The 22,452-nt window shown below is 68.3% G+C and carries 24 protein-coding genes and 2 tRNA genes; 9 read left to right on the top strand and 17 right to left on the bottom strand.

The genetic code is table 11. The annotated features are described in order from the left end of the window. Positions 1 to 164: 164 nt before the first annotated feature. The 6 genes from ACF1CT_RS05580 to ACF1CT_RS05555 form a co-directional block, all read right to left on the bottom strand. On the bottom strand, positions 165 to 1,382 hold the full coding sequence (locus ACF1CT_RS05580; RefSeq protein WP_391782453.1) for a hypothetical protein: 1,218 nt from the start codon (positions 1,380 to 1,382) through the stop codon (positions 165 to 167). A 134-nt stretch (positions 1,383 to 1,516) separates the two neighbouring features. Continuing rightward, the gene (locus ACF1CT_RS05575) at positions 1,517 to 1,939 is read right to left on the bottom strand and encodes a hypothetical protein (protein ID WP_391782452.1); all 423 of its coding nucleotides are present in this window, start codon (positions 1,937 to 1,939) and stop codon (positions 1,517 to 1,519) included. A 67-nt stretch (positions 1,940 to 2,006) separates the two neighbouring features. Next, positions 2,007 to 3,782 carry a ParB N-terminal domain-containing protein gene (locus ACF1CT_RS05570; RefSeq protein WP_391782451.1) on the bottom strand — a complete coding sequence of 592 codons (1,776 nt, stop codon included), beginning with the start codon at positions 3,780 to 3,782 and terminating at the stop codon, positions 2,007 to 2,009. Between the two features lie 93 nt (positions 3,783 to 3,875). Beyond that, complete coding sequence (locus tag ACF1CT_RS05565) at positions 3,876 to 4,340, bottom strand: DUF6197 family protein (RefSeq protein ID WP_391782450.1); 465 nt, start codon at positions 4,338 to 4,340, stop codon at positions 3,876 to 3,878. 33 nt (positions 4,341 to 4,373) lie between these two features. Next, positions 4,374 to 4,616 carry a hypothetical protein gene (locus ACF1CT_RS05560; RefSeq protein WP_391782449.1) on the bottom strand — a complete coding sequence of 81 codons (243 nt, stop codon included), beginning with the start codon at positions 4,614 to 4,616 and terminating at the stop codon, positions 4,374 to 4,376. Positions 4,617 to 4,686: 70 nt separating this feature from the next. Then, a complete protein-coding gene (locus ACF1CT_RS05555; protein WP_391782448.1) occupies positions 4,687 to 5,424 on the bottom strand; it encodes a DUF2786 domain-containing protein in 738 nt (245 codons plus the stop codon). A gap of 1,090 nt (positions 5,425 to 6,514) precedes the next feature. Between ACF1CT_RS05555 and ACF1CT_RS05550 the strand changes: the two genes are divergently transcribed. The 4 genes from ACF1CT_RS05550 (at position 6,515) to ACF1CT_RS05535 (ending at position 9,076) form a co-directional block, all read left to right on the top strand. Then, positions 6,515 to 6,685: a hypothetical protein gene (locus ACF1CT_RS05550; RefSeq protein ID WP_391782447.1), complete on the top strand. Its 171-nt coding sequence runs from the start codon at positions 6,515 to 6,517 to the stop codon at positions 6,683 to 6,685. Between the two features lie 353 nt (positions 6,686 to 7,038). Continuing rightward, positions 7,039 to 7,542, top strand: a complete 504-nt coding sequence (locus tag ACF1CT_RS05545; RefSeq protein WP_391782446.1) for a hypothetical protein — start codon at positions 7,039 to 7,041, stop codon at positions 7,540 to 7,542. Between the two features lie 361 nt (positions 7,543 to 7,903). Next, entirely contained in the window at positions 7,904 to 8,077 is a 174-nt protein-coding gene (locus ACF1CT_RS05540) for a hypothetical protein (protein ID WP_391782445.1), read from the top strand. A gap of 198 nt (positions 8,078 to 8,275) precedes the next feature. Next, positions 8,276 to 9,076, top strand: a complete 801-nt coding sequence (locus ACF1CT_RS05535; protein ID WP_391782641.1) for an SAM-dependent methyltransferase — start codon at positions 8,276 to 8,278, stop codon at positions 9,074 to 9,076. Here ACF1CT_RS05535 and ACF1CT_RS05530 read toward each other — a convergent pair. Then, positions 9,073 to 10,008 carry a DUF5753 domain-containing protein gene (locus ACF1CT_RS05530; protein ID WP_391782444.1) on the bottom strand — a complete coding sequence of 312 codons (936 nt, stop codon included), beginning with the start codon at positions 10,006 to 10,008 and terminating at the stop codon, positions 9,073 to 9,075. The genes ACF1CT_RS05535 and ACF1CT_RS05530 overlap by 4 nt on opposite strands. An 89-nt stretch (positions 10,009 to 10,097) precedes the next feature. Next, on the bottom strand, positions 10,098 to 10,331 hold the full coding sequence (locus ACF1CT_RS05525; protein WP_391782443.1) for a DUF397 domain-containing protein: 234 nt from the start codon (positions 10,329 to 10,331) through the stop codon (positions 10,098 to 10,100). A gap of 533 nt (positions 10,332 to 10,864) precedes the next feature. On the opposite strand from ACF1CT_RS05525, the gene ACF1CT_RS05520 reads away from it, so the two are divergent. Both ACF1CT_RS05520 and ACF1CT_RS05515 read left to right on the top strand, forming a co-directional pair. After that, the gene (locus ACF1CT_RS05520; protein ID WP_391782442.1) at positions 10,865 to 11,305 is read left to right on the top strand and encodes a hypothetical protein; all 441 of its coding nucleotides are present in this window, start codon (positions 10,865 to 10,867) and stop codon (positions 11,303 to 11,305) included. A gap of 100 nt (positions 11,306 to 11,405) precedes the next feature. After that, positions 11,406 to 11,930 (top strand): hypothetical protein, encoded by a 525-nt coding sequence (locus ACF1CT_RS05515; protein WP_391782441.1) that lies wholly within the window; start codon positions 11,406 to 11,408, stop codon positions 11,928 to 11,930. On the opposite strand, the gene ACF1CT_RS05510 is transcribed toward ACF1CT_RS05515, so the two are convergent. From ACF1CT_RS05510 to ACF1CT_RS05495, 4 genes are all read right to left on the bottom strand, one after another. Further along, complete coding sequence (locus ACF1CT_RS05510; protein ID WP_391782440.1) at positions 11,893 to 13,569, bottom strand: protein kinase; 1,677 nt, start codon at positions 13,567 to 13,569, stop codon at positions 11,893 to 11,895. The genes ACF1CT_RS05515 and ACF1CT_RS05510 overlap by 38 nt on opposite strands. A gap of 37 nt (positions 13,570 to 13,606) precedes the next feature. Continuing rightward, positions 13,607 to 13,930 carry a hypothetical protein gene (locus ACF1CT_RS05505; RefSeq protein WP_391782640.1) on the bottom strand — a complete coding sequence of 108 codons (324 nt, stop codon included), beginning with the start codon at positions 13,928 to 13,930 and terminating at the stop codon, positions 13,607 to 13,609. A gap of 218 nt (positions 13,931 to 14,148) precedes the next feature. Next, on the bottom strand, positions 14,149 to 15,480 hold the full coding sequence (locus ACF1CT_RS05500; protein ID WP_391782439.1) for a tyrosine-type recombinase/integrase: 1,332 nt from the start codon (positions 15,478 to 15,480) through the stop codon (positions 14,149 to 14,151). A gap of 104 nt (positions 15,481 to 15,584) precedes the next feature. Continuing rightward, positions 15,585 to 15,657, bottom strand: a tRNA-Ala gene (locus tag ACF1CT_RS05495). Positions 15,658 to 15,829: 172 nt separating this feature from the next. Between ACF1CT_RS05495 and ACF1CT_RS05490 the strand changes: the two genes are divergently transcribed. Both ACF1CT_RS05490 and ACF1CT_RS05485 read left to right on the top strand, forming a co-directional pair. Further along, on the top strand, positions 15,830 to 16,378 hold the full coding sequence (locus ACF1CT_RS05490) for a helix-turn-helix domain-containing protein (protein WP_391782438.1): 549 nt from the start codon (positions 15,830 to 15,832) through the stop codon (positions 16,376 to 16,378). 144 nt (positions 16,379 to 16,522) lie between these two features. After that, positions 16,523 to 17,899: a protein kinase gene (locus ACF1CT_RS05485; protein WP_391782437.1), complete on the top strand. Its 1,377-nt coding sequence runs from the start codon at positions 16,523 to 16,525 to the stop codon at positions 17,897 to 17,899. Positions 17,900 to 17,907: 8 nt separating this feature from the next. Here the strand turns inward: ACF1CT_RS05485 and ACF1CT_RS05480 are convergent, their stop codons facing one another. Together ACF1CT_RS05480 and ACF1CT_RS05475 are read right to left on the bottom strand one after the other, a co-directional pair. Beyond that, positions 17,908 to 19,266 carry a hypothetical protein gene (locus tag ACF1CT_RS05480; protein WP_391782436.1) on the bottom strand — a complete coding sequence of 453 codons (1,359 nt, stop codon included), beginning with the start codon at positions 19,264 to 19,266 and terminating at the stop codon, positions 17,908 to 17,910. A 359-nt stretch (positions 19,267 to 19,625) separates the two neighbouring features. Next, positions 19,626 to 19,760, bottom strand: coding sequence for a DLW-39 family protein (locus ACF1CT_RS05475; RefSeq protein ID WP_003958712.1), 135 nt, complete (start codon positions 19,758 to 19,760; stop codon positions 19,626 to 19,628). 423 nt (positions 19,761 to 20,183) lie between these two features. Between ACF1CT_RS05475 and ACF1CT_RS05470 the strand changes: the two genes are divergently transcribed. Continuing rightward, positions 20,184 to 20,564 (top strand): DUF6344 domain-containing protein, encoded by a 381-nt coding sequence (locus ACF1CT_RS05470; protein WP_391782435.1) that lies wholly within the window; start codon positions 20,184 to 20,186, stop codon positions 20,562 to 20,564. A gap of 159 nt (positions 20,565 to 20,723) precedes the next feature. Here ACF1CT_RS05470 and ACF1CT_RS05465 read toward each other — a convergent pair whose 3' ends face one another. The 3 genes from ACF1CT_RS05465 to ACF1CT_RS05455 form a co-directional block, all read right to left on the bottom strand. Beyond that, positions 20,724 to 21,482, bottom strand: coding sequence for a DsbA family protein (locus tag ACF1CT_RS05465; RefSeq protein ID WP_391782434.1), 759 nt, complete (start codon positions 21,480 to 21,482; stop codon positions 20,724 to 20,726). Between the two features lie 154 nt (positions 21,483 to 21,636). Next, a tRNA-Ile gene (locus tag ACF1CT_RS05460) sits at positions 21,637 to 21,713 on the bottom strand. 70 nt (positions 21,714 to 21,783) lie between these two features. After that, on the bottom strand, positions 21,784 to 22,392 hold the full coding sequence (locus tag ACF1CT_RS05455) for a DUF3566 domain-containing protein (protein ID WP_391782433.1): 609 nt from the start codon (positions 22,390 to 22,392) through the stop codon (positions 21,784 to 21,786). Positions 22,393 to 22,452: the final 60 nt, after the last annotated feature.

Genomic DNA, 22,452 nt, shown 5'->3' with positions numbered 1-22,452 from the left:
CGGCGGGGGGGGGGGGGGGGGGGCGCGCCGGCCGCGCGGGGGGGGCGGGGGGGGGGGGGGGGGGGGGGGGGGGGGGGGGGCGGCCCCCCCCCCCCCCCCCCCCCCCCACGGCCCGGCGGCCGGGGTCCGGCCGGGCGGTGACTCCCGCCCGGCCGGGGCTGCTGCTACGCGGCGACCGGTTCGCGTGCGGCGACGCGGCACCGGGTGAGTACGGTCTGTGCGGTCTCGCCGTAGATGCTGTGGTCCTTGACCGTGCCGGTCAGCTCGACCTCGTTGCCCTGGTCGGGCACGTCGGCGGCGGAGCTGAACCAGACAAACACGTTGCCCTCGCCGTCCTGGAACTTCACCAGTCGGCGGCGCTGGGTGTGGTAGCCGTAGGTCCGGCCCTCCAGCTCGATCACGGTGGTGACGGTGGCGGCGGTGGTGATCCGCTCGCCCACCGTGCCCTGCGGCTTGCTGTTCTGGGCGGCCCGCTCGGCGGCTTCCTTCTCCTGGTCGCGGTACCAACCCGCGATGGCGGACACGAGCGTCGGGAGGTGGCGCGGGTCGACGGTCTCACCCTTGGCGAGCTGGCCCACCTTGTGGCGGTAGTCGGAGAGGCTGCCATATCCCTGGACGGCCCATGCCCGGACGGCGGCGGCGGTGCTCGGCGCGTCGGGGTCGGCGTCGATGGCGGCCCGCCACTCCATCGGGGCCTTGCGGTCGAAGAAGTACGCTTCGACGCCGTCGGCGGTCGGCATCGTGTTCTTCCACTGCTCGGACCGGCTGTAGAACCGGCCCTCCGTCTTCACGATGGCGGCGGTCACCCGCAGGACTTCGATCACCGGAACGCGGAGGTCGGCCGGGATGCCGCCCCCCTCGCCGTCCCAATCGGAGTCCTTCAGCGTGCCGAACCGCCACAGGGCCTCAAGTCCCTTGATCGGCAGACCGGTGTACGGCTCGACGCACGTCGTACCCAACTGCCGCATCTCGCCGTTCTCGTGGCGGGCAAGGTAGGTGGCGGTGCGGTGCCGGGCGACGGCGCACCCGTGGCAGAAGTTCTCGATGGCGCGGTACTGGCGCGCGGCCTCGGCGTCCTGCTCGGGCAGACCGGGGAACAGGCTGGTGATCGTCTCGCCCTCCTCATCGTGGTCCAGGCGGGCGATGACGGTCCAGCCGTGGTGACGGGGGATGTCGCCGGAGATCGTCACGGTGACGGTGGGGCGCTTGCCGATCACGCGGCCGTCAAGGTCGCGGTAGTCGGCAAGGAACGGCTCGGAGATGTCGAGCGCGTACGCGCTGAGGTGGTGGACGGCGGCGCGGGCGTTGGTGGCCTCGACAAGCTGACGGACGCGGGACTGAGCGGTCGCGGGGATGGAAAAACGCATGGCTGCGCTGGTCATCGTGGGTACTCCTGCTGGTGAGAGAGGAATCGCGGGCCCGGCCGGGCGGGTTGCCCTCCGCGTACGGCCGGTCTCGGGCCGGCTGGCGGCCCGTCGTGCCGGAGGGGGGTTGCCCCCCCCTCCGACACCATTAATTAAACCATGTTTTGGGGTGTGGGGCAAGCATCCCTGCCGGGGATGTCCAGTGCGGCGCGGTCGCGCAGGAAGGCGGCGAACAGGGCGGCGGTGTAGCTGTCGGCGGTGCCGTAGGTGCGACGGCAGTCCAGTGCGCCGATGCGCTCGCCCCGGTGGTGGACGGGGAACGCTGCGCCGGGGGCCGGGATGGCGAGCGCGTACAGCCCGCGCGGGGTGTCCACGCGCAGGACGACGGCGGCGGCCTGGTGGTCGTAGGCGGCGGACCAGCGGCGGGGCCCGATGCCGAACTCTGCGAGTCCGCCCGCGATGGCGCGGGCCTGCATGATGTCGGCGGTGGTGCCGGGGTCGGGCTCGGCGGGGGCGGGAACACATCCGCAACCGTGGTCGTCGGCGTGGGTCTCGAACAGAGCTGTACGGGTCACTGCGGGGCTCCTGGGGTGGCCGGGGGCGGGAGGGGTTCCCGCCCCCGGCGTCGGGCGGCTGAGGCGGTTAGGCGGCGGCTTCGTCGTCGCTGGCCGGGTCGTCGGCCTCCTCGGCGTCCGGCTCGCCCTCCTCCTCGGCGGTGCCGGGCTCCTGCTCGGCCTCCGGCTCACTGCCCGACGTGATCGCGCGGGGCTTCTTCTTCGACGGGTCGTACGGCTCGTCGTCCATGACCGACTGCTCAATGGGCGTGAGCGGGTACCCGAGAGCCGCGAGCACCTGGAACCACCGGCCGGTGGGCGTCCGCGTCCACGGGGCGCGCTGGCTGTCCGTCCTCCACGCGGACCGGTTCGCGCACTTCTCCCGTACGGCGGCGATGGCGGCGAACTGGAGCTGCGGGGCCCTGCGGGGGTCCTTGGCGACGTGCCCGGCGAAGCTGCCCCGGTCCTTGGCCTGCTCGGTGCTCAGCCCCAGGAATGCGGCCAGGATCTCCGTCGTCGGCTCCTTGTTCAGGTCGTCGCAGATTCCCCAACTTCCGTTCAAAAGCGCGTTGTTCACGTGCCCGATCAGGGTGTTGGTCGTGGCCTTCGGCAGGTTGCGCCGCTTGATCAGGTCGGTGATCCACTTCCGGCGCAGGGCCTCGGCCGCGTCCCAGTCGATGTTCCCCTTCTTGACGGCGGCGCGGGCCGCGCGCTCGGCCTCCACCTCGGCGGCGGTCTTCGTGCCGCCGCCGCTGCCGCTGCTGCCCTCGGGGACCGTGTGCCCGTACAGGCCGGGGGCGGAGCAGTAGGGCTCATACCGGTCTGCCCGGCGCTCGTCGAACACCCACACCAGACCCTTGCACTCGGCGTGCTCCTCGGTGCTGATGCCGCGCAGCCGCCACACGGCCATGGCGCGCTCGGACAGCTCCTCAGCGTCCCGGATCTTCTGCCCGGCCGCCTCCAGCTCGGCGTGGTGGGCCTCGGCCTTGGTCCGCTTGTCGCGCTTGGTCCGCTCGACCGCGATGGCCCAGTCCACGTCTCCCTCGTCGGCGTCGTCGTCGGCGGCGGCCTCGGTGATCGCGGCAAGCGCTTCGGCGTCGTCCGCGAACTCCGACAGCGCGGCCAGGTGCTCGAACGTCCACTCGTAGCTGCTCGCGCCGCTGACGGCGGCCGACAGCTTCTCGTCGGACCGGACCTTGACCAGCGTCTTGACGTCCTTCTGCCGAACGCCTGCGGCCTTGGCGATACGGCCCACCTGCGCGCCCGCCTCGGCCGCGCTGAACATGGCCTGGTTCACCTCGGTCTTGGTGAGGCTCTTGCGGTGCTGAGCGGTCGTGATCATGTCGAGGAACTGGCCCGCCGCGTCGCGGTCGTCGTCCTCCCACTCGTACGGCAGGTGGGTAAGTCCCGCGTCCTGCCCGCCGTAGTAGCGGCGATTCCCGTCGTTGACCTGGAGGATTCCGCCGTCAAGGCGCTGGACCTTGATGGGGATGCGGCACCCCTCGGCGCGGAGCGATTCTACGAACGGCGCGTTGAGGTCCAGGTCTTCGCGGGCGTTCTTCGGGTGCGGGGTGAGCGCGTCGAGCCGGATCACGGGGCGCGGGGTGACCGGCACGGTCTCCAGCCCTGCGGCAACGGCTGCGGCCAGTCGCTGGAACCCGTCGATGACCTGCGGCACGTCGCCGTTGGTGCGCACGACGTACAGCGGCTCCACGACGCCGTTGTCCTTCACGTCGGCCAGCAGATCGGCCGGGGCCTCGATGTCGCGGACGTTGCCGGGGTGCGCGGCCAGCTCGGCAACCGTGAGGGTCGGCCACGGGGCAGGGGTGGTCTGGACGCCGGCCTGGGTCTTGGTGTTCGTCATCGGTCCTTCTTCTTCCTGGTGAGAGTTCGTCGGGCCGTTCGGCCCGGTGGGGTGTCGGTCAGGGGGTTGCCCTCCCCCTTCCGACACCATTAATTAAACCATGTTCTGAAGGGTGGGGCAACCAGGGATGCTGTGATCGCCGTCACTCGGGTGCAGGGCTGCGGCGGTTCGGATCATGGCGGCGGCCTCGGCGGTGGTGCGCTCGGGCTCGTCTCCCCAGCACCACAGGAGAGTGCGCCGGTAGGCGTCCTCCGTGAGCTTCAGCTTTCGCCACCGGACGCCGGACACGGGACGGCCGTTGACCTGGTTGCTGAGCACCACAAGGGAGTCGAACAGCGCGCGGTGGAAGATGTCCCACGGTTCACCACGTACGGACCAGCGGGGCCGGACGGCGCGCACGCCACGTTCCCATGCATGCAGCACGGTGCAGGGGGCGGTGTCGCCCATCCGGCCGGGCTGCCAGAGGTGGTCACCCTGATAGAGCCCAACGCGTTCGATGTGGTCGGCGGCGGCGGTGAGGATGCGGGCGGGGGTGGCGGGCGGCTTCCGGGACGGCATCGTGTCCTCCTGGCGGTGACTGACTGGCGGCGGTCAAGTAGTGACGTGCTGGGCGGACTTGGCTGTGATGGTGCACTCGACGCAGTGACACGGCGTCTGCCACTGCCACCCGGCCGCGCTGATGATCGAGTAGGCAAGGGCGGCGGCTTCGCTGATCCGGCCGGTGCCGGGCTCCTTCGGCGTCGCGGCGGCCCACGTGTAGGGGAAGCTGTAGGTCTGGAAGTAGTGGCGGCCGTTCTCGTCGGCCTTGTGGAATCGGGCCCATTCCATGTACATGCGTGACTCCTCGTCGCTTCGCGCGGGGGGGCCGGGGCGGCGGGCTGCCGCCCCGGCTGAGACGGGCGGGTCAGGCTGCAATCGCTCCGGCGGTCTGGGCACCGATGCGGCGGCTGCCTCCGATGTCGGCGCGGTTGCCTGCGGCGGCTCCGTCGCCGTACCCGCTGCCGCTGTACGAGCCGCGCGTGTGCCGGACGTGCGGGTGCTCCTCGCGGTAGAGGGCATTTACCATCGCGTCGCGGTCGGCCAGCACGAGTTCACCGCTACGGCCAGTGGCCGACGTCTCCCCGCTGGCGGCGGCGCGGGCGGCCTGCTCGATCGCCTCAAGCCGTTCTATGACGCGCTCGATGAACCCGAGGGTCCACGAGTTGCGCCATGCTCGCGCACTGCGGACGCCGTACGGGACAACCTGCGCGCTGAGCCCGCCGAGCATCTGGATTAGAAGGGAGGCGTACAGGACTTCGGCGCGCTGAATGTCGGACTCATGGCCGACGATGTGAACGCGGCGCACCTTGCCCTGCACACCCATGTGCACGGCCTTACACCCAACGCTCTGAGCGATGAAGCAGATCAGCCGGACACGGGACATGGCCCACGGGTTGGGGAGGTCGACGTACTTCGCGGTGACCGCGTCCCGCGACGGCTGCCCGTCGCTCAGCATGGCCTCTTCGACGCCGTACTTCGCCATCATCTCGAACGCCCGCCTCCGGGCCAACTCCGCCTCCGACTCCGGCGTACGGGGGTCCTCCGCCGTGGCGAGCAGTGCGCGGATGGTGTCGAGCTTTCCGGGGGCCTTCGTGGTGCTCACGCGCGTTCTCCTGGTGAGAGAGGTTGTCGGCGGCCGGTCGGCCTACCGCTGCCGGTCGGGGGTTGCCCTCCCCTTCCGACATCACTAATTAAACCATGTTTCAGCGGTTGGGTCAACCCCGACACATGCCCTGACCTGCACTTTTCCCGCACCCCGGCCTGCGCCCGCTCGGCCGGGCCCGGCCACAACGGGCCTGGGCGGGGTTCCCTCCTCGGTCGGACAGCTCCGCCGTACCAGGGTTCCGGGCGCGGTGTCCTGGCTCGCGCAGCGACCGCGCAGCGGCTCGGCCTGGACTCCGTGCCCGGGTTCCTGGTACGCCCCTTGGGGTGTCCGGCCGAGGAGGGAACCCCGCCTCCACCACCCGCACCACAACGCTCCCGCACCCGACCAACCAGCCCCCACCCCCTCCGAGTAGGACCCGCCGGAGGCAGCCTTTCCACCCTCGCCGGCACCCACCGCGTAAGCGCCGAAGACACAACCTCCAGCAGGCGGCAGCCGTTCACGCGAGAACCAGGCGCCGCACCCCACATGCTCCGGCACTCGCTCACCGAGGCGGCCCTCGCGCTGGCGTGAAGCGGGCCACCCTGCCGGAGGCCGTCCTCTACGAGCCCAAACCCGAGTTCCGGTTCTCAGGTGCACTTGCACGCCTGACGGAAAGAAGAACTGATTTCTTCACTCTTCAGAGTGATTGGCGTGGCAGAGTAGAAGGATTAAGCGCTAGGCATCTGAATTGCCAGATCGACTTTCATCCCACTTCCCCTTCCGAATTGACCGAAATGTGGTCGAAAGTCCGGCGAACACACCTTGCTGACCTCTGTCTTGCCACTCTGAACAGTGCAAGATCATTCCGCTTTCACGGACTTTCTCAGAGTGGTGTCGACTCTCGATCGCTGACTACGTTGTGATTCAGGCAAACGTGTAAGGGCTTCGAGGCAGGCGGTGAACCCCCCGAAGCCCTTACGCGTCCGCCCTGTCTCGACAAGAGAAGGAGTACAGAGTGATCGAACGCGTTTCCCAGAAGCCTGTCAGCGAATTTCTGGGGTGTCCTGAGATTACCATTCCGGCTTTTAGTTCCGACCAAACCTCGCTGGTGAGTGTTCTCGGCTTCACACTGCGATGGGGTTCCGTGCTGCTCGGCGCTCTGGTGACTGCCGTCGTCCTGAAGGGCGAACCGCCGTCGTACGAAGCACTCGCGGTTCTCGGCCCCCTGGTATGGGCGGACCGAACTGCTCTCACCTGGTTCCGCATCCGGCGCCGCTAGCTGGGAGGGGCGGGCCTCTCTGAGCGCTCGCCCCCAAGGCGGTGACGTGATGCTGGAAGGAGTTGCGGGGTGACCAGAGGGTGGGGAACAAAGTGACAGGCAACGGGGGCGCGAAACGACGCGCCGGGAGGGCGGTCTTCAGTGACTGTGCATTCCAGGGGTGCGGACGCCGGTTTCGTCAGCGGCAGGGCGCGGGCCGGCCGCGGATGTACTGCCAGGTGGCCTGTCGCCGACGCGCACAGTACGAGCGTGACCTCACCGCTACAGGGGATCGTCGCCTTTCCCGCTCGAAGCGTTCGAGAAGCCTCCGCGGACGCACAAAGGGAAAGGACGGCCGACGGCTGTTCGGCCAGATGCTGCGGAACCTGTTCTGGTTGAGCGGGCTGACTGTGCCTGAGGTCGCCGACTTCACGTCAATGCGGCCCAGTCATGTGAAGGCGATTCTCGACGGTGACGTGGTACCGGCCTGGCCGACGACCTTCATGGTCGTCTCCGTGATGCATGGCTCGCCCGACGACGTTCGCTGGCTCTGGGAATGGGCCCGGGGGCAGCGACCACGGTGCCCTGTATCCCACACGGGGGCGGTGGACCGTTTCCAGGCCGCGCTCAGAGGGCTCCGGCTCGCCTCAACGCCTGGCACCGCAGCCCGGAACGAAACCGAGACGCGCCTGCTCCAGGAGGAGCGGGGCCTACCTGGTGTCCTGGACAGCTGGGAACGGGCGAGGGAACTGGTCGAAGGCTTCGGCGCCAGTGCTGAACGGTTTCAGCCATTGTGGGAGCAGGCTCGCCGCGCCGCCTTGAGTGCCCCTGAATTCCTCTCTCTTGATGAGGACGGCGATGGCGCAGAAATGGAGTGAAATCCGGGGCGCAGCGCGCGCCCGGCGCACCCAGCCCGCGCAAGGCGTCTCGGCATGGTGCGGTGAGGAAGTCCGTCAGCCTGGTCTGCTGTCCCTGGCGCCGCCCCACGACGCAACGATGGAACTCCGGATGCCCGTCACGTTTACTGCGTTCTGCGCGCTCCGGCTGGCCGCTTACATGCGGTTCGCAACAGCTTGCACCGGGTGCCCGTGTACTGGCAGAGAGCTGGCGCAGGAGGCTCTCGGAGATCTCGCGACCGTGTGGGAGAGGGCCTTGCGCAGCGCGTCGCCGGCGGCACTGTCCTGGGACCTGATCAGTGAAAGGGGCAGCGCCTGTGCCCGGCTGCGGCCTGGAGGCTCAGTGTACCGCGTACTGCCCCGCCTGTACGCCGACGCCGTCATGTTGCGCTACCGCCTGGGCATCGAACTGGCGGAAGCCGCAGAGCTCATGGGCATCGACGAGCTGGAGATCAACGGGATGCTGCGGTACGCGACAAGGAGGGCTGCCCAAGTGCGGCATATGCATAAAGCATAGGCAGGACCGAATTGCGGCGTCTCCCGCACTGCCGGGGGCGCGGGGTTGGTGACTTAAAGTAGCGCCTTCGCGCCTTTTTAGTCCCTCGGAGTAGTGAAGCGACTGGCTCTCGTGGAGAGAAACTCCTAGCATGGATCCCTACCCGAAAGGGATCCGACGCTGCACGGGGTGCTGCGGTGCGGACGGGCTGCGGGGAGAATCGTCATCCAACCTGACTTCAACACGCCCAGTGTGGCTAGAATGTACGACTACTTAATCGGTGGTCGTGACAATTATCCAGCTGATCGGGAAGCTTGTGCAGAGTTGTTGCGGATAGCTCCCAGCACGCGCGAATTGGCGCTGGTGAACCGCGCCTTCCTCATCCGCGCGGCCCGCTATCTGGCTAAAGAACGCCACGTTACGCAATATATTGACCACGGCTCCGGTCTCCCCACACCGCCGAATGTCCACCAAGTCGTCCAGAGAATTCACCCTGACGCGCGCGTGGTGTACGTCGACAACGACCCGATCGTTCTCGGTCACGGGAAGATGATGCTGGAGGAGGACACGGCGACCACCGCAGTGATACTCCGGGACATGCGGCAAACCGACGCCATCTTCGAAAGCGACGAGGTCCGCCGGCTTATTGACCTTAACAAGCCGATCGCGTGCCTCTTCGTCTCGGTCCTGCACTGCGTACCCGAAGAGGACGACCCGTGGAAACTGGTCAGAGACGTTGCGCATCGACTGCCGTCTGGCAGCTACCTGGTGATCTCCCAGCTCGCGAGCGACGACGTGCAACTCCGCACCGATATCACGCAGTTCATGCGTGCTGCCACGGGTGGGAACTGGGGTGAGGTCCGCTCGCTGGCCGAAGTGAACCGATTCTTCGACGGGTTGGAGATGGTGGAGAATCAGGCGCCGTGCGAGGTGTCGCTCTGGCGGCCGGACAGTGAACTCGGTCCCCGGCAGGAGACAAAAGAGTGGGTCGAGTTCGGAGGTGTGGCCCGCGTTCCTTAACGCTTGCCGACGAGCCGCTGAATGTGCTCGTCGATGATATCCATCGTCGCCTCCTTGCTGGCGGCTCCCATGAACAGAGTGGTGAGCCGCTGGCGGTGCAGCTCGACGTTCTTTGAGTCGCTCAGGTATGTCCCGCCAACATTGCTGGACTCGATGTAGACGAGGTCATCGCCGTGCCCTGGCCGCATCGTCAGCAGTGTGACGGAGTTGTGCGTGGGCACCAGGTCCGTGGACGCGTCGAACGGCAGAACCCGGATGTGGATCCGCTGGCTGTTCTCCGCGACGCTCAGCAGGTAGCGGAGCTGAGCACGCATCACGCGGGTGCTGTACTTCGTGCGCCGGAGCACGTTTTCGTCCAACACGGCGTAGAAGTCCGGTGCGCCCGGCAAGAATAGGTGCATCTGGCGTTCCAGGCGAAAGGCCATGCGGCGGCGGAGCGCTGCGATATCCGGCTCGTGGAGCTCACCCTCAGCATCCGCCGCGGCCTCCGTCATGATCGCCTGAGCGTACTCCGGCGTCTGTAGCAGGCCTGGCACATGGTGAGCCTCGAACGAACGAATCTCGCTCGCGTCGCGCTCCTGACTGAACAGCCGGTTGCCATGGTCGGGGATGACGTCCTGGTACTCGGCGAACCACTCCTTCGTGCTCGCTTCCCTGGCCATAGCGAGGCAGGCTTCCAGGTCGCCCGGGTCGCCGTGGGTGTAAAGGTTCACCAGTCGGCGGACCTGGTCCTCGTGGACCGAGACCTTGCCTCCCTCATACTTGCTGAGCATCGACGTCGAGCCGATCGCTCCGGCTGCTACCACATCCTTCTGTAGCATCCGAGCTTCCTCGCGAAGCCGTCGCAGATGCCTCCCCAGGAGGTCAGCCGCGACGGCCGGCGACCTGCCGCCACCACCGTCCGGAACGACACTCAAATCCCGATCGGACATCATCACTCCTCGTCCCGCCACAGGCCAGGCAGCCAGTATTCCAGAGCGAAGAGTCAACGATGACGGTGTAGTGGACGGCTATCTCCTTTTCAGACAGTCATGCTGTCGAACTCGCCGTCCTTCGCGCCCTGGAGGAACGCCTCCCACTCTCCGGAGTTGTACACCAATGCGGGTCCACAGGTGTCCCGGGAGTTGCGAAGCGCAACATGACCTTCAGCGAGTCGTGCAATTTCAACGCAGTTGCCGCCGATGCCATCGCTGAGCGAAGATTTCACCCACGTAACACCCGTGATCAAATTCGCTGAAACTCCGTTGCTGTACATGCGTGTCACCTGCCATTTCGTTCCTGACCTGCGGTGATGTAGAAGGCATGGGTCGTGCCCGCGTGGCGAACACATCCACTCGACATCCGCTTTCGTGCGCCCGTGAAAGTTCACGAGCGGTGGGGATGACGGTGATCCTATCCCCGCGAAAGGGGCGCCCGGCGTCCCTCGGAAGGGTATTTTTGTGAGGTGACAATATGATTGGCGAACAGATAGAAGACCTGCCCATGTCAAGAAGTTGGCAGCCCTGAAGGATTGGCCGACTAAAGTGCGGTGGCGAACCCTGGCGAAACATGGCGGATTCTGGCAGATGGCTATTTGCTTGTTCAATCACTCAAGTAGTTGAGATCCGCCCGACCATGCCCCGCCCCTGACAGTTTCTGTGCCGTCTGCTGCGGCCCCGTATCGCACCTCGGCGTCCCGAGATCTCCTGCTGCTGCGGTGAGCGGCGCCCCTGGTGGTTCGAGATGTCCGCGGACCTGTGTCTACGGTGCGCGCAATGAGCAGCAACTTCGAACAGGGCTGAGGCACGGGTGAGCACGACTTCGGTGAGCGCGGCAGAGCTGCGGCGACGGGTGCGAGCCGTCGAAGCACTCCAGGCGAAGACAAGAGAGTTGGCCGCGGCGAATGTGTTGGCCACACGCGAGGCTGCGGTGAAGGCAGCGCGTGCGAAGGACAAGGCTGACATCGCGGCGCGGGAAGCCGCTGCCGTGGCTCTGCGGCTGTTCGACAACGATGCAGAGCTGGTAGCGGATCTACTGGGAGTGCCGGCGGAGGAACTGGAACGCGAGGCGAAGCCTGTTACCGCCGCTCGCGCGAAGGCGATCATCGAATCGCTGCGGGCCCGCGCCGAGCGCCCCCGTTCCAACCGAGCCCGTAAGCCTCGGGCGGAAGCGTCGGACCCGTCGCCTCCGGCTTCGCGGACCCCGGCCCCGGCCGTCACACCGGACGGCAGCCGGGCTGATGCCGGCTGAGAACGACCTCAGGCCCGGGCTCTTCCCGCTCGCGGCGGTGAACGGGTCCGGGCTCGCTCACGTTGATGAGCAGCTTGCCCTCATTGGCGAACCAACGCCTGTGCGTATACCGGCTGTTGAGTGGGCGGCCTGGCTGGCCGACGAGACCGTTCAGGCACGCTACTGGACCAAGGTCTTCCGCACCCCGTCAACCGAGGACTGCTGGTTCTTCTTCGGCGGAATCTCCAGTACCGGCCACGCCAGTTTCAGGGCCGCCTCGCGGCCGGGCAGGACACGAACGGGCACGGTGCCGGGTCACCTGTACGGGTACCAGCTCGCGCACGGTGTCATCCCTCGCCTGGGCTGGGGCACTGACAACCCGACCGTCTGCCACACCTGCGACAACCACTCCTGCCAGCAGCCCGCACACCTCCGGCTGGGCACGGCGGCGGAGAACCGGGCCGAGTGGCTGACCCGCCGCCGCAATCCCAACAGCCCCCTGGCTGACCTCCGCGGACCCGCCGGACGGGCCCGCGCGATCGGCGAGGCCATTCGGACAGGACAGACCAGCGGCGAATCGGAAGCCGAGATCGCGCACCGAATCCGCACTACGGCAGTTGCTGGAAGACCCCTGAGCCTCTGGTGACCCCGCGATCTGTGCCGTAAAGGGTGGCTGCGATCGCCGCGCGCATCTCGGCGGCACTGCTGTACCGCTCCCGAGGGTCACGCTCAAGGGCTCGCATGATGATCGTCTGGTACTCAGCCAGCAGCCCGGGGAGGATCTGGTTTGGCGGCGTGGCGGACTCATGCACCTTGTGTGCCATAAGCGCGGCACCACTGGAAGCGGTAAACGGCAGTTGTCCGGTGCACAGTTCGTAGAACACGACCCCTGCTCCGTAGATGTCGGCGGAAATGGCGGGAAGTTGGCCGCGGATGCTTTCGGGGGCCATGTAGGCGAGGGTACCCACCATGGTCCCGTCGCCCCTGTGGAGGGGGCCCTCCCCCTCGTTGGCGATGATGTGGGAGACCGTGAAGTCGGTGATCTTGACCCTGCCGTCCGGCGTCAGCATGATGTTGGACGACTTGACGTCACAGTGGACCACTCCGGCATGGTGAGCAGCCTCCAGCCCAGACAGAACGTCGTGGACGGCCTCCGCGGCCTCGTCGGGTGACAGCGCCCCGTCTTCCCTGAGCGCACTTGACAGATCGATTCCCGGAACAAGCTCCATCACGAAGAACCGTCCGGCCTTGCCATCGACCACATCGTGGATCGCTGCCACGTTTGGGTGGTTCAGCGCGGCCGCGACCCGGACTGCGGTCCAGAAAACCTGCCGTTCTGCTGGCTCGTCGAACCCGGAGAGCTGGATGGTCTTCAACGCGACTCGCCGGTCCAGGAGACGGTCATAAGCCAAGTGCACCGCTCCCATGCCTCCCTGTCCGATCGGGCGGATGATCTCGTATCGCTCTCCAGCCGCGTCCGGCTCCACGTAGGGTCCGGCTGCACCTCGGGTGTCCGTCGACGCCAGGGAGAGCCGGTTGGCCAGCGCCCGTAGATGTGTCCCGGGAGCGGCATTGGGAGAGTGCGATCGGAATCCAGGGTTGCGGGCGATGACCAGGGCGCCCGAGGTGTCGGTGCCCGTGCGATCAGGAGTGGGGCGATCCTTTGCCGCCAGAGCTGCCTTGACGTGAGTGAATGCGGTATCGACGGTGATCTCTGCGGGTCCACCTGCGATGCCGTCGGTGAGTACCTGGAGCAGCTCACCGGTGAAGGCCGTGTAGCGCTCTCCAATCGGCGCGAGCGCGGGCAGGTCATAGCGGGACGCGCTGATGACCACCGCACCCGCGGTCGCCACCTGGACCCGCAGTGTGTCGGCCGCGTCGGCCATCAGCCCGTGGGCTTGCCCACTGAAGCAGGCGTCGAGAATCACCACACGACGTGCTGCCCGTGTTTGAGTCAGCGCGGACTTCAGCCACCTATACGGCACGCAGGTCCACGGCTCGCCTTGCTTGGAGCCGGTGACCGAGACTGAGTATTGCAGTTCGTCGTCGAGGTGGCCGTGCCCGCCGTAGTAGACGAGCAGGGTGTCAGTGGCTTCGGCGGCAGCCTGCTGGACGGGCCCGATGAATTCGTGGGCCTGCCTGGGGTCGGCGACGACTGTGCAGTGTTCCGACGACAGGCCCCAGCCTGACACTGAGGCGAAGAAGCTCTTGAGCGCGTCAAGGTTGTTCCGGACAGCCGGGAGGGGCGGTAGGTGGTCATAGTCCGCGACACCGATCAGGACCACCCGCGAGGACTCCGGGCGGGGAAGTGGCATCCGGTAGCTACTCGCTCTCCAGCGCCCGGACGAGCCGGGCGACCTCGGCCGGTTCACCAGAGTCCACCGTCATCCGCACGCCGTTGCGTTCGATGGTGACGACGGGTGTGGACGGCCGGGTCCGGCGCCAGGCGGAGATTGCCAGCGCCAGGCTGGCTGCCGAAAAGCCGGTCTGAGTGATCAACGCGATTACGTCGAGGGCTGTACCCATCTCGCCCGCAGTGGGGGGTGCCGGCTGGAGGGTGATGGTTGCCCCAGTCCTAATCGTTGTGTCCTGGCGAAGCCACTGCGCGAGTTGGCACAGGTCCCGCCCCTGCGAGTCCCCATCCACGGAAATGCGGTACTCCGGCACGCCTAGACCCCTCCCCCTCAGTCCCCGTCCGTAGCAGGTACGAACTAGCGGCCCATCATAGAGTTGGCCTGACTATTGGGCCAAGGCGTGCCGTGGGGCAGCGCGCAGCTGTGTCTGGAGGGCGCGCGGAAACCAAGGACTGCCGCCCTGACGGAAGCGCCCAAACAGGACCGCCACCAACCCACTCGCTGCGCTGCTCAGGGCCTATCGCGTCCCTTCCCGCCCTCTTGGTCCATGCCGGACTGCTGACGGGGGACGACGGGGAAGCCCTCGGTCGCATCGCCAAGGCCCGAAGTCGCACGGAAGCCAGGCAGCGGCGCGGTCGGGTCCATGGCCCATTCGATGGCGGCCATGACCTCGTCGTCCAAGGCGTCCAAGAGGTGGCCGTACCGGTCCACAGTGGTGGTTATGGATTCGTGCCCAAGTCGTCCCTGGATGGCAGGCAGGGGCACCTTCGCGGCAATCAGCCACGACGCATGGGAGTGGCGGAGGTCGTGGATACGCGGTCGCTTGATGAGGCCGTGCTTCTCCGCGGCCAGCTCGATCGCGGGCAACCAGCGCAAGCGCCGGAACGTGCCGGGATCCCACTTGCCCCCCTCGGGGCCGGTGAATATGAGGGCATCGGGAGCCAGGCCATTGGCTCTGCGTCGCAGCATCCGATCAAGCCTGTGAGTGATGACGACGGTCCGCCGCGCCTTCCGGGTCTTCGGGGCACCGAGGATGGATTTACCGTCCTCGTCCTTCTTCCAGGCCCTCTGAACACGGATGGCGGGTCGGCCGTTACGCCGCCGAAGGTCACGAGGCTGGAGTGCCGTCGCCTCGCCCCACCGAAAACCGGTCTCCGCGATGGCCTCGCCAAGATCCTTGGCATCGTCGCTGAGGCATTCGTAGACCCAGGCCCATTCCTCACGTTCGAGGAAGACCATCTCTTCTTCGTCCTCAGCACCGTCGAGCCGCGGGAGACGAGTCTTCGCGCACGGATTCGAGGCCCGCAGCGACGGCTCCGCGTCCACTGCTGCCTGAAGGATCGAGAAGAGCAAGCCGTGCTCGTTCTGGATGGTCTTCGGCCGGTACTTCGTTCGAGGCTTCCGGTCTGAAGGATCGAGCGGGGCAAGCCGTCCAGCCTCCAGGTCGTTGACCCAGTCCTGCACCATCTCCCGGCGGATGCTGCCCTCACCGTCTTCCACGGAGTAGGGACCGAACCAGGGCGTCATGTTGGCACGTATTCGCGTCTTGTACTTGCTGCGGGTGTCGCCCTGAATTCCGGTGAGTCGGTCGACATAGGCGAGCGCGAAGGGCTCGAACATCGTCTCCTTGCGACGCCGGTCTGCCACGAAACCGTGACCTCGGGTCCAGCCGGGCGGCCAGTGCTCCCCATGCGCCTTCACGAGGTCACGGAACTTCTCAGCGGACGTGAGGTCGTCGAACGCCTCCGACTCCCGCTTGCCGTTCCGGGCTCCGGCTGCACGCCAGCGGACGACGAACGTAGGGTCTCCGCCCCTTCGCTCTTTGGTTTCGATGTAGGCCATGAAACGACCGTAATCGACGCGATGTGCCCACCATGTGCCCACCAGAGCCAGCAAGAAAGCCCCTCCATCCTACGTTTCCGCAGGTCAGAGGGGCTTTGAGAATGTGGAGCCTAGGAGATTCGAACTCCTGACATCTGCCTTGCAAAGGCAGCGCTCTACCAACTGAGCTAAGGCCCCGAAAGGGCGGACAACACCGGACGTTTCAGCGCCTCGGCCACCGCCGCAGACCAGAGTACCGGGTACTCCCGGGAAACTTGCAAAAAAGATGGGGACTCCCGGTCGGCAACCACTCTCCGTAGGATGCACGACTAGGTTCGCAGCAGCGAAGCGGCAGCGAAGGGGAGACGCCATGGATGCAGCGCAGCAAGAGGCTACGGCAAGAGCCAGGGAACTTCAGCGCAGTTGGTACGGAGAGCCTCTCGGAGCGCTGTTCCGCCGGCTGATCGATGATCTCGGCCTGAACCAGGCCCGGCTCGCCGCGGTCCTCGGGCTGTCTGCCCCCATGCTCTCCCAGCTGATGAGCGGGCAGCGGGCGAAGATCGGCAATCCCGCGGTGGTCCAGCGTGTCCAGGCCCTGCAGGAGCTGTCCGGTCAGGTGGCCGACGGCAGTGTCAGTGCCGGGGAGGCCACCAACCGCATGGAGGAGATCAAGAAGTCACAGGGCGGCTCCGTCCTCACCGCCACCAGTCAGACCACGCACACCGGCGGCGCCCCGACCGTCCGGCGCGTGGTCCGCGAGATCCAGTCGCTGCTGAGGTCTGTAGCGGCGGCCGGTGACATCATCGATGCGGCGGATTCCCTCGCCCCGACCCATCCGGAACTGGCAGAGTTCCTCAAGGTGTACGGCGCGGGACGCACCGCGGACGCGGTGGCGCACTACGAAGGACACCAGAGCTGACGACACCGGAGCGGGGCCCCGGGAACGAGGGGCGTCACGACCGGGGACGGTCCGGCATGCCCCGGGGCACCGCTCCCCGGAAGCCGGACACGAGCCGGGGCCGGGTACGAGCCGAGACCAGGGACGGGGAGCGGGCGCAGCACCATGGGTGAGGTCTTCGCCGGTCGGTACGAACTGATCGATCCGATCGGACGTGGTGGAGTCGGCGCCGTCTGGCGTGCCTGGGACCACCGCCGACGACGCTACGTGGCGGCCAAGGTTCTCCAGCAGAGCGACGCCCACACGCTGCTGCGCTTCGTCCGCGAGCAGGCGCTGCGGATCGAGCATCCGCATGTGCTCGCCCCCGCCAGTTGGGCCGCGGACGACGACAAGGTCCTGTTCACCATGGACCTGGTGAGCGGCGGCTCGCTCGCCCATCTCATCGGCGACTACGGCCCGTTGCCGCCGCGCTTCGTCTGCGTACTGCTCGACCAGTTGCTCTCCGGGCTCTCCACGGTGCACGCGGAGGGCGTGGTCCACCGGGACATCAAGCCCGCCAACATCCTGCTGGAGGCCACCGGCACCGGACGACCGCATCTGCGGCTGTCCGACTTCGGGATCTCCATGCGGAAGGGCGAGCCGCGTCTCACCGAGACCAACTACGTGGTCGGCACGCCGGGTTACTTCGCACCCGAGCAGATGATGGGCGCGGAACCCGACTTCCCCGCGGACCTGTTCGCGGTCGGCCTGGTCGCGCTGTACCTGATCCAGGGGAAGAAGCCGGACGCGCGGGCCCTGGTCGAGCACTTCGCCCTGCACGGCACCCCCGGCGCCCCGGAGGGCATCCCCGAGCCGCTGTGGCAGGTCCTCGCGGGTCTGCTGCAACCGGACCCGCAGGCCAGGTTCCGTACGGCGACGGGGGCGCGCAAGGCACTGTCCGCCGCGGTCGAGATGCTGCCGGAGTCCGGCGTCGACGACGAGCCGGTGGAGGTCTTCGACCAGATCGGACCGCTGCCCACCGGGTTCGGCCCCGAGGGGCCGTCGGCGGCGCCCCCGCCCGGGCCGGACGCCGCCGGGTCGGTACGACCCGACCAGGGACATACGGACGAGGGCTCCTCGACCCAGCACTCCGTGCCGTCACCCCAGTCCCCGTCCCCGCCCCCGGTCTCGATGTCGGAAACGGGCAGCTTCCATCTCCCACCGCCCCCGCGGCAGCCCGCGTCGCCACCCCGGCAGGAGCAGGCGGTCGCTCCGTCCGCACCGGATCCGTCGCACCCGGACACCCCCTTCCCGGCGGTCGCGCCCGCTCCGGACCTCTCGCAGTCGCCCACGTCCGCGGTGCGGCACGACCCGGCCCTCACCCGCGCGTACACCGCCGGGCAGCCGCAGTTTCCCGGAGCCGCGCCGGGGAACGTTCCGGCCGCGGTTCCGGTGCGGGCTCCGCAAGGACGCCCGGGGCCGCCCCCGAAGGTGGCGGCCTCGATCCTGGTGGTGGCGCTGCTCTGTTTCGCCGTGGGCATCTGGGCCCTGACCCAGAGCTGACCGCCCGCCTACCAGCCCTGCGGCGGCCCTCCGTACGGCGCCCCGCCGCCCATGGCCGTGGGCCCGCCCCCGTTCGTGGGCCCGCCGGCCGCAACCCCCGCGGCGCGGCGCCGCGCCAGCAGCGTCCACACCCCGAGCCCGAGCACCAGCACGACACCCGCGCTGATCCCGGCCACACCGACCGTTCTCATGGTGGTGCTCCGAGCCTCCTCGGAGGCGCTCCTGCCGCTCCTCGCCATGTCCTTGTCGTTCTGGGTGACGGAGAAGATCCCGGCGTCCGTCCCGTACGGCGATTTCCCTGCCGTTCCCTTCACCGTGATCTTGAGGCTGAGCGGAATGGCCTTGTCCCCGTACGCTTCCGCGACCTTGGGGCTGAGCGACACCGACAGGTAGTACCAGCCGGCGAATCTCATGGCGCCGACGCGGCTCGTGGAGTCGTACCGGTTCTCGTACGCCACCGGGGGCAGCGGGTCCAGCGACACGGAGGTGGGCTTGCCGGAGTACGAGAGCGGGGAGGCGCTGTCGACGTGGCCGAGCGCCGGATTGTCCAGGGACATCGCGAGCGCGTTGCCGATGTACTCGGTGGAGGCGTTGCTGTTGCCCAGGTCCGCGCTCACGAAGACCTGCTGCCCCCAGTCCACCGGAACCCGGTAGAAGCGGGTGCGGCCCGGGGCGATGTCGTCGTGCCACTCGCCGGTCTCCAGACCGGCGGCGTCGTAGTAGCTGGTGCCGCCCGACCGCTTCCGCGGTTCGGTGGTGGGCGGCGCGGGCGACTGCGACGGCCAGTTCTCCGGAGCCTCGGTCGGCATCGAACCGGCCGGCTTCGCCCGGGGCTCCGCGGCGTAGCGCAGCTCCAGGTCCCATTCCCCGGGTGCCGAGGTGGCCTTGCTCTCCCGTTCGATCAGGACGTTGTACGTCCCGGCCTCCTGGCAGGAACTGCTGTCCGGGTCGACGACGCGATGGGCGTACCCGGCGATCGGACGCGCGAACTCCGCCGACTGGAACCGGGCGCTCTCGGAACTGCACTGCCGGTCCGTGCTGTCGCGGATGCTGACCGTGATGCCGTCCCCGTAGGCGACCTGGCCCTCCCCGGGCACAGCCACCGCCGACACGTACGCGTTCGTGTCGGCGTCGAGGTTCAGACGGTAGTAGAGCTTCTCGCCCCGCTTGATCGAGCTCCGGTAGACGGACCCGGGCGTGAGCGGCGGCGCCTCGGTGCTCACCTCCGCGCCGTCGACCTTCTTCGCCCCGGGATCGAAGGTGTACGCGGCGGCCTCCCCGGCCGCGTACGCCTGCCCCGGCAGCGCCGCCGCGCACATCGCCGCGACCGCGGCCAACGTCACCCGGCCCCTGTTGCGCTGCCTCATCACGCGCTCCCCCTCGTCGTCCGTGCGGCCCGCCCGCGACACCGGCGCACGGCCGCGGGCCCCGCGGTCAGCGGCACGGCGTCCGCCCGGCGGCCACGATGCCGGTCCATCCTGCCCCGCCCGCACCACCGCTGTCCTCGGCGCAGGCCGGATCGCCCCGGTTCCTCTTCCTTTTCCCGTCAACGGGACGCGGTCCGCATCGGTGCCCTGCGTCGGCCGAGGGCCCGCCCGCTCCGCCCGTCACGCTTCCGGCCGACGGGCGGGTCAGGTGCTGACCGCGAGCACACGCCCCGTGCCCCCGCAACAGCACGAAGCCCCGGTCGCTCGGCGACCGGGGCCCGCAATCAGGCTGTTCTGTCTCACACACCCGAACCTGCGGGCACGGAGTCAGTCGCCTCCGTCCACAGATCCTGCTCGGCGCGATCCGCCTGGATCTGGCGGTACACGAGGAGCCCGCCGATGGCGGCCAGTGCGACCAGGAGAAGCTTCTTCACCGCGCGACCTCGTCTTTCCTTGACGTAGGGGACTTCTGCCGCCCGACTATACACACCGGCCGATATCGATCGGTGACCTACCGGGCAACCCAACTGGGGCCGCAGGAAAAGCGATCACCTGCGGCGCCGTCCCGGACACCGCCCCGGGCGCCGTCCCCCCGATACCGCCCCCGGACACCACTCCCGGACACCACTTCCGGGAATCACCGCGCAGCGGCCCCGTGAGCCCCTCCGGGAGCCGATCCGGCCCCAGGGGGCACCGTCCCCCCGGTCGCGCCGCACGGGCCCGTCAAGACCGGTTGAACCATACGAGTGGTGTTCATCTGAAGATCGCCGTATTCGAGGCGTCGGTCCACGAAATCTCGGGTTGCTTCCACATCATCGGAAAGGTAAGCAAACCGGACCACCCGAAAGCGAGGGGCCATGAGCACGTTCAAGGCCAGGAGCATCTGGACCGCCTTCGTCACCGCCTTCTTCGCCCTCCTCGCCGCCCTGGGATTCATGAGCACCCCGGCGGCGGCCACGGAGCAGAGCGCCACGGAGCCGGCCACCACGAACCAGGAGCACACGGTCACGGCCGCCACGACCGCGGCGACCGCGAGCACCCCGTCCGTGCGATGGACCCTTCCTCGCGACAGAGCCCTGCCGCCCACGATGAAGCAGCGCATCCACGCGGAGGCGCACGGCTCGTCACCGGCCACCCGGCACGTGACCCCGAACACCGCGAACGCCCCGAGACCCGGTGGCTCCGCCCACACCCTCCACCGGGACCCGGCCGGGGACGCCGCCCTCCTCCCGCCCTGAGCGCGGCGCGCCTGACACCCGGAGCCCCCGGGCCGGTTCGCACCGGACGGGGGCTTCTTCACGCGCTCCGGCCGATGTGCGACGGACCGCGTGTGACCGACAGCGTGTGACGCCGGCGTGTGACGGACGACGGGCTCGGGCCGACCGCCGGACCGGCCCCTACCGGCTGACCTCCCCGGGCGCGGGCTCTCCCAACTGGGTGGCGTCCCATCCCGCCGGGTTGCCGAGTATCAGCTTCAGCACGTCGCCGAAGCCCCGGCGGTCCATCAGGAACCCCTGGTGCTCCACCGGGATCCGCTTGCCGTTGATGACCGCGGTGGGTGTGCCGGGCCCCTTGGGCTCCTTCTCGCCACCGGCCCGCTCGTACGCCTTCTGGGAAGCGACGACGAAGGAGCGGTACTTCATGGTCCTGACCGCCGCGTCGAACTCCGGGCCGCGCAGTCCCTCCACCTGCTCGGCGATCTTCAGCAGGAAGTCATCGGTGTAGCCGTCGACCTCCTCGTCGGGCTGGTTGGCGTACAGCACCTCGTGGAACTCCACGAACTTGCCCAGCTCCAGGGCCGCGCGCAGCGCGTTGACCGCCTTCTTCGACCCGTTGCCGCCCGCCCTGATGTCCAGGAACGAGGCGAAGGTGTACTCGGCGCTCGCCTCACGCCGCAGCATCGCGTCCTCCAGCGCCGGACCGCCTCCGTCGAACTCGAACTCCCTGCAAACCGGGCATCGCGGGTCCTCGTACAGGTGCACCGTCACCACCGCGTCGCCGTCCCCCACCACGACGGTCGTGCCGTCCTCGCCGAGTTTCTCCGGCAGATCCTCGGCATCCACGAACGACGGCCTGTCCGTCGCGGGCCGTTCGACGCACCCCGTCAGCGCCAGCACGCCGGCCGTACACGCCGCCGCCCACCCCACCGCACGCATCCTGCTTCCCCCATTCCCGGCGCGACCGTCCCCGGATCACGCGCACGCCTGCCGTACCCAGCGAATGATCACCACCGGCCGCGGGCCGCCCGCACCGGACGACGGCCGGAAACGCCGAGAGCCCCCCACCGTCTCCGGTGGGGGGCTCTCGTACTGGTGGGGCTAACAGGATTTGAACCTGTGGCCTCATCCTTATCAGGGATGCGCTCTAACCAACTGAGCTATAGCCCCGCCGCGCTGTGCGCTGACCTCTGAAGATTAGCGCACGTCGGGGCCAGTCCCAAAATCGATACCGCGTGACCTACTCGTCCTCGGCGAGCGTGAGCTCCACGCCGCCCACGAAGCCCGCCGAGATGTTGTAGATGAACGAGCCAAGCGTCGCCAGCGCCGTGGCCAGCACCACGTCGATCACCGCGATGACCGACGTGAAGATGAGGACCCTCGGCAGCGACAGGAACGACTCCAGGTCGAAGCCGCTGTTGTCGTTCGAGCCGGTGGCCTCACTTATCGTGCCGCCCACGGTCTCGAAGACCCCCATCGCGTCCATCACCATCCACAGCACCGCGGACGCCACCACGGTGCAGATGCCGAGCGCGATCGAGAGCAGGAAGCTCACCTTCATCACCGACCACGGGTCGGCCTTCGCCACCCGCAGACGCGCCTTGCGGGTACGCGGGGTCGTCCGCGCTCCCGTCCTCGGCAGCCGGGCCGCCTGCGCGGCACCTGCTCCCTGTGCACCACCCTGCGTGCCGTGCGACCGGCCGCCCTGGGTCTCGCCCGCGGGCGAGGGATACGCCTGCGGCGGGTGGTACGGCCCGCTCGCCTGCCCCGGTGCGGGCTCGCGCTCACCGGGCAACGGCCCGGTCGCGTAACCCTCGTACTGGGGCTGAGGCCCCCGGGTGTCCGTCACTGTGCCCCCTTGGGAGTCCGTGGCGGGGCCACGGGCACCGTGCGCTCCAGCTCCGGAAGC

The sequence above is a fragment of the Streptomyces sp. NPDC014734 genome, from assembly GCF_043083325.1.
Lineage (GTDB): Bacteria > Actinomycetota > Actinomycetes > Streptomycetales > Streptomycetaceae > Streptomyces.
The sequence above is the reverse complement of the archived record's forward strand: the minus strand, read 5'-3'. Positions and strand labels throughout refer to the sequence as shown.

Bases quoted from the DNA above. Each gene is read 5' to 3' on its own strand.
- ACF1CT_RS05580 (WP_391782453.1), bottom strand. From the start codon at position 1,382: ATGACCAGCGCAGCCATGCGTTTTTCCATCCCCGCGACCGCTCAGTCC.
- ACF1CT_RS05570 (WP_391782451.1), bottom strand. From the start codon at position 3,782: ATGACGAACACCAAGACCCAGGCCGGCGTCCAGACCACCCCTGCCCCG.
- ACF1CT_RS05565 (WP_391782450.1), bottom strand. From the start codon at position 4,340: ATGCCGTCCCGGAAGCCGCCCGCCACCCCCGCCCGCATCCTCACCGCC.
- ACF1CT_RS05560 (WP_391782449.1), bottom strand. From the start codon at position 4,616: ATGTACATGGAATGGGCCCGATTCCACAAGGCCGACGAGAACGGCCGC.
- ACF1CT_RS05545 (WP_391782446.1), top strand. From the start codon at position 7,039: ATGCTGCGGAACCTGTTCTGGTTGAGCGGGCTGACTGTGCCTGAGGTC.
- ACF1CT_RS05530 (WP_391782444.1), bottom strand. From the start codon at position 10,008: ATGTCCGATCGGGATTTGAGTGTCGTTCCGGACGGTGGTGGCGGCAGG.
- ACF1CT_RS05525 (WP_391782443.1), bottom strand. From the start codon at position 10,331: ATGTACAGCAACGGAGTTTCAGCGAATTTGATCACGGGTGTTACGTGG.
- ACF1CT_RS05500 (WP_391782439.1), bottom strand. From the start codon at position 15,480: ATGGCCTACATCGAAACCAAAGAGCGAAGGGGCGGAGACCCTACGTTC.
- ACF1CT_RS05490 (WP_391782438.1), top strand. From the start codon at position 15,830: ATGGATGCAGCGCAGCAAGAGGCTACGGCAAGAGCCAGGGAACTTCAG.
- ACF1CT_RS05485 (WP_391782437.1), top strand. From the start codon at position 16,523: ATGGGTGAGGTCTTCGCCGGTCGGTACGAACTGATCGATCCGATCGGA.
- ACF1CT_RS05480 (WP_391782436.1), bottom strand. From the start codon at position 19,266: ATGAGGCAGCGCAACAGGGGCCGGGTGACGTTGGCCGCGGTCGCGGCG.
- ACF1CT_RS05470 (WP_391782435.1), top strand. From the start codon at position 20,184: ATGAGCACGTTCAAGGCCAGGAGCATCTGGACCGCCTTCGTCACCGCC.
- ACF1CT_RS05465 (WP_391782434.1), bottom strand. From the start codon at position 21,482: ATGCGTGCGGTGGGGTGGGCGGCGGCGTGTACGGCCGGCGTGCTGGCG.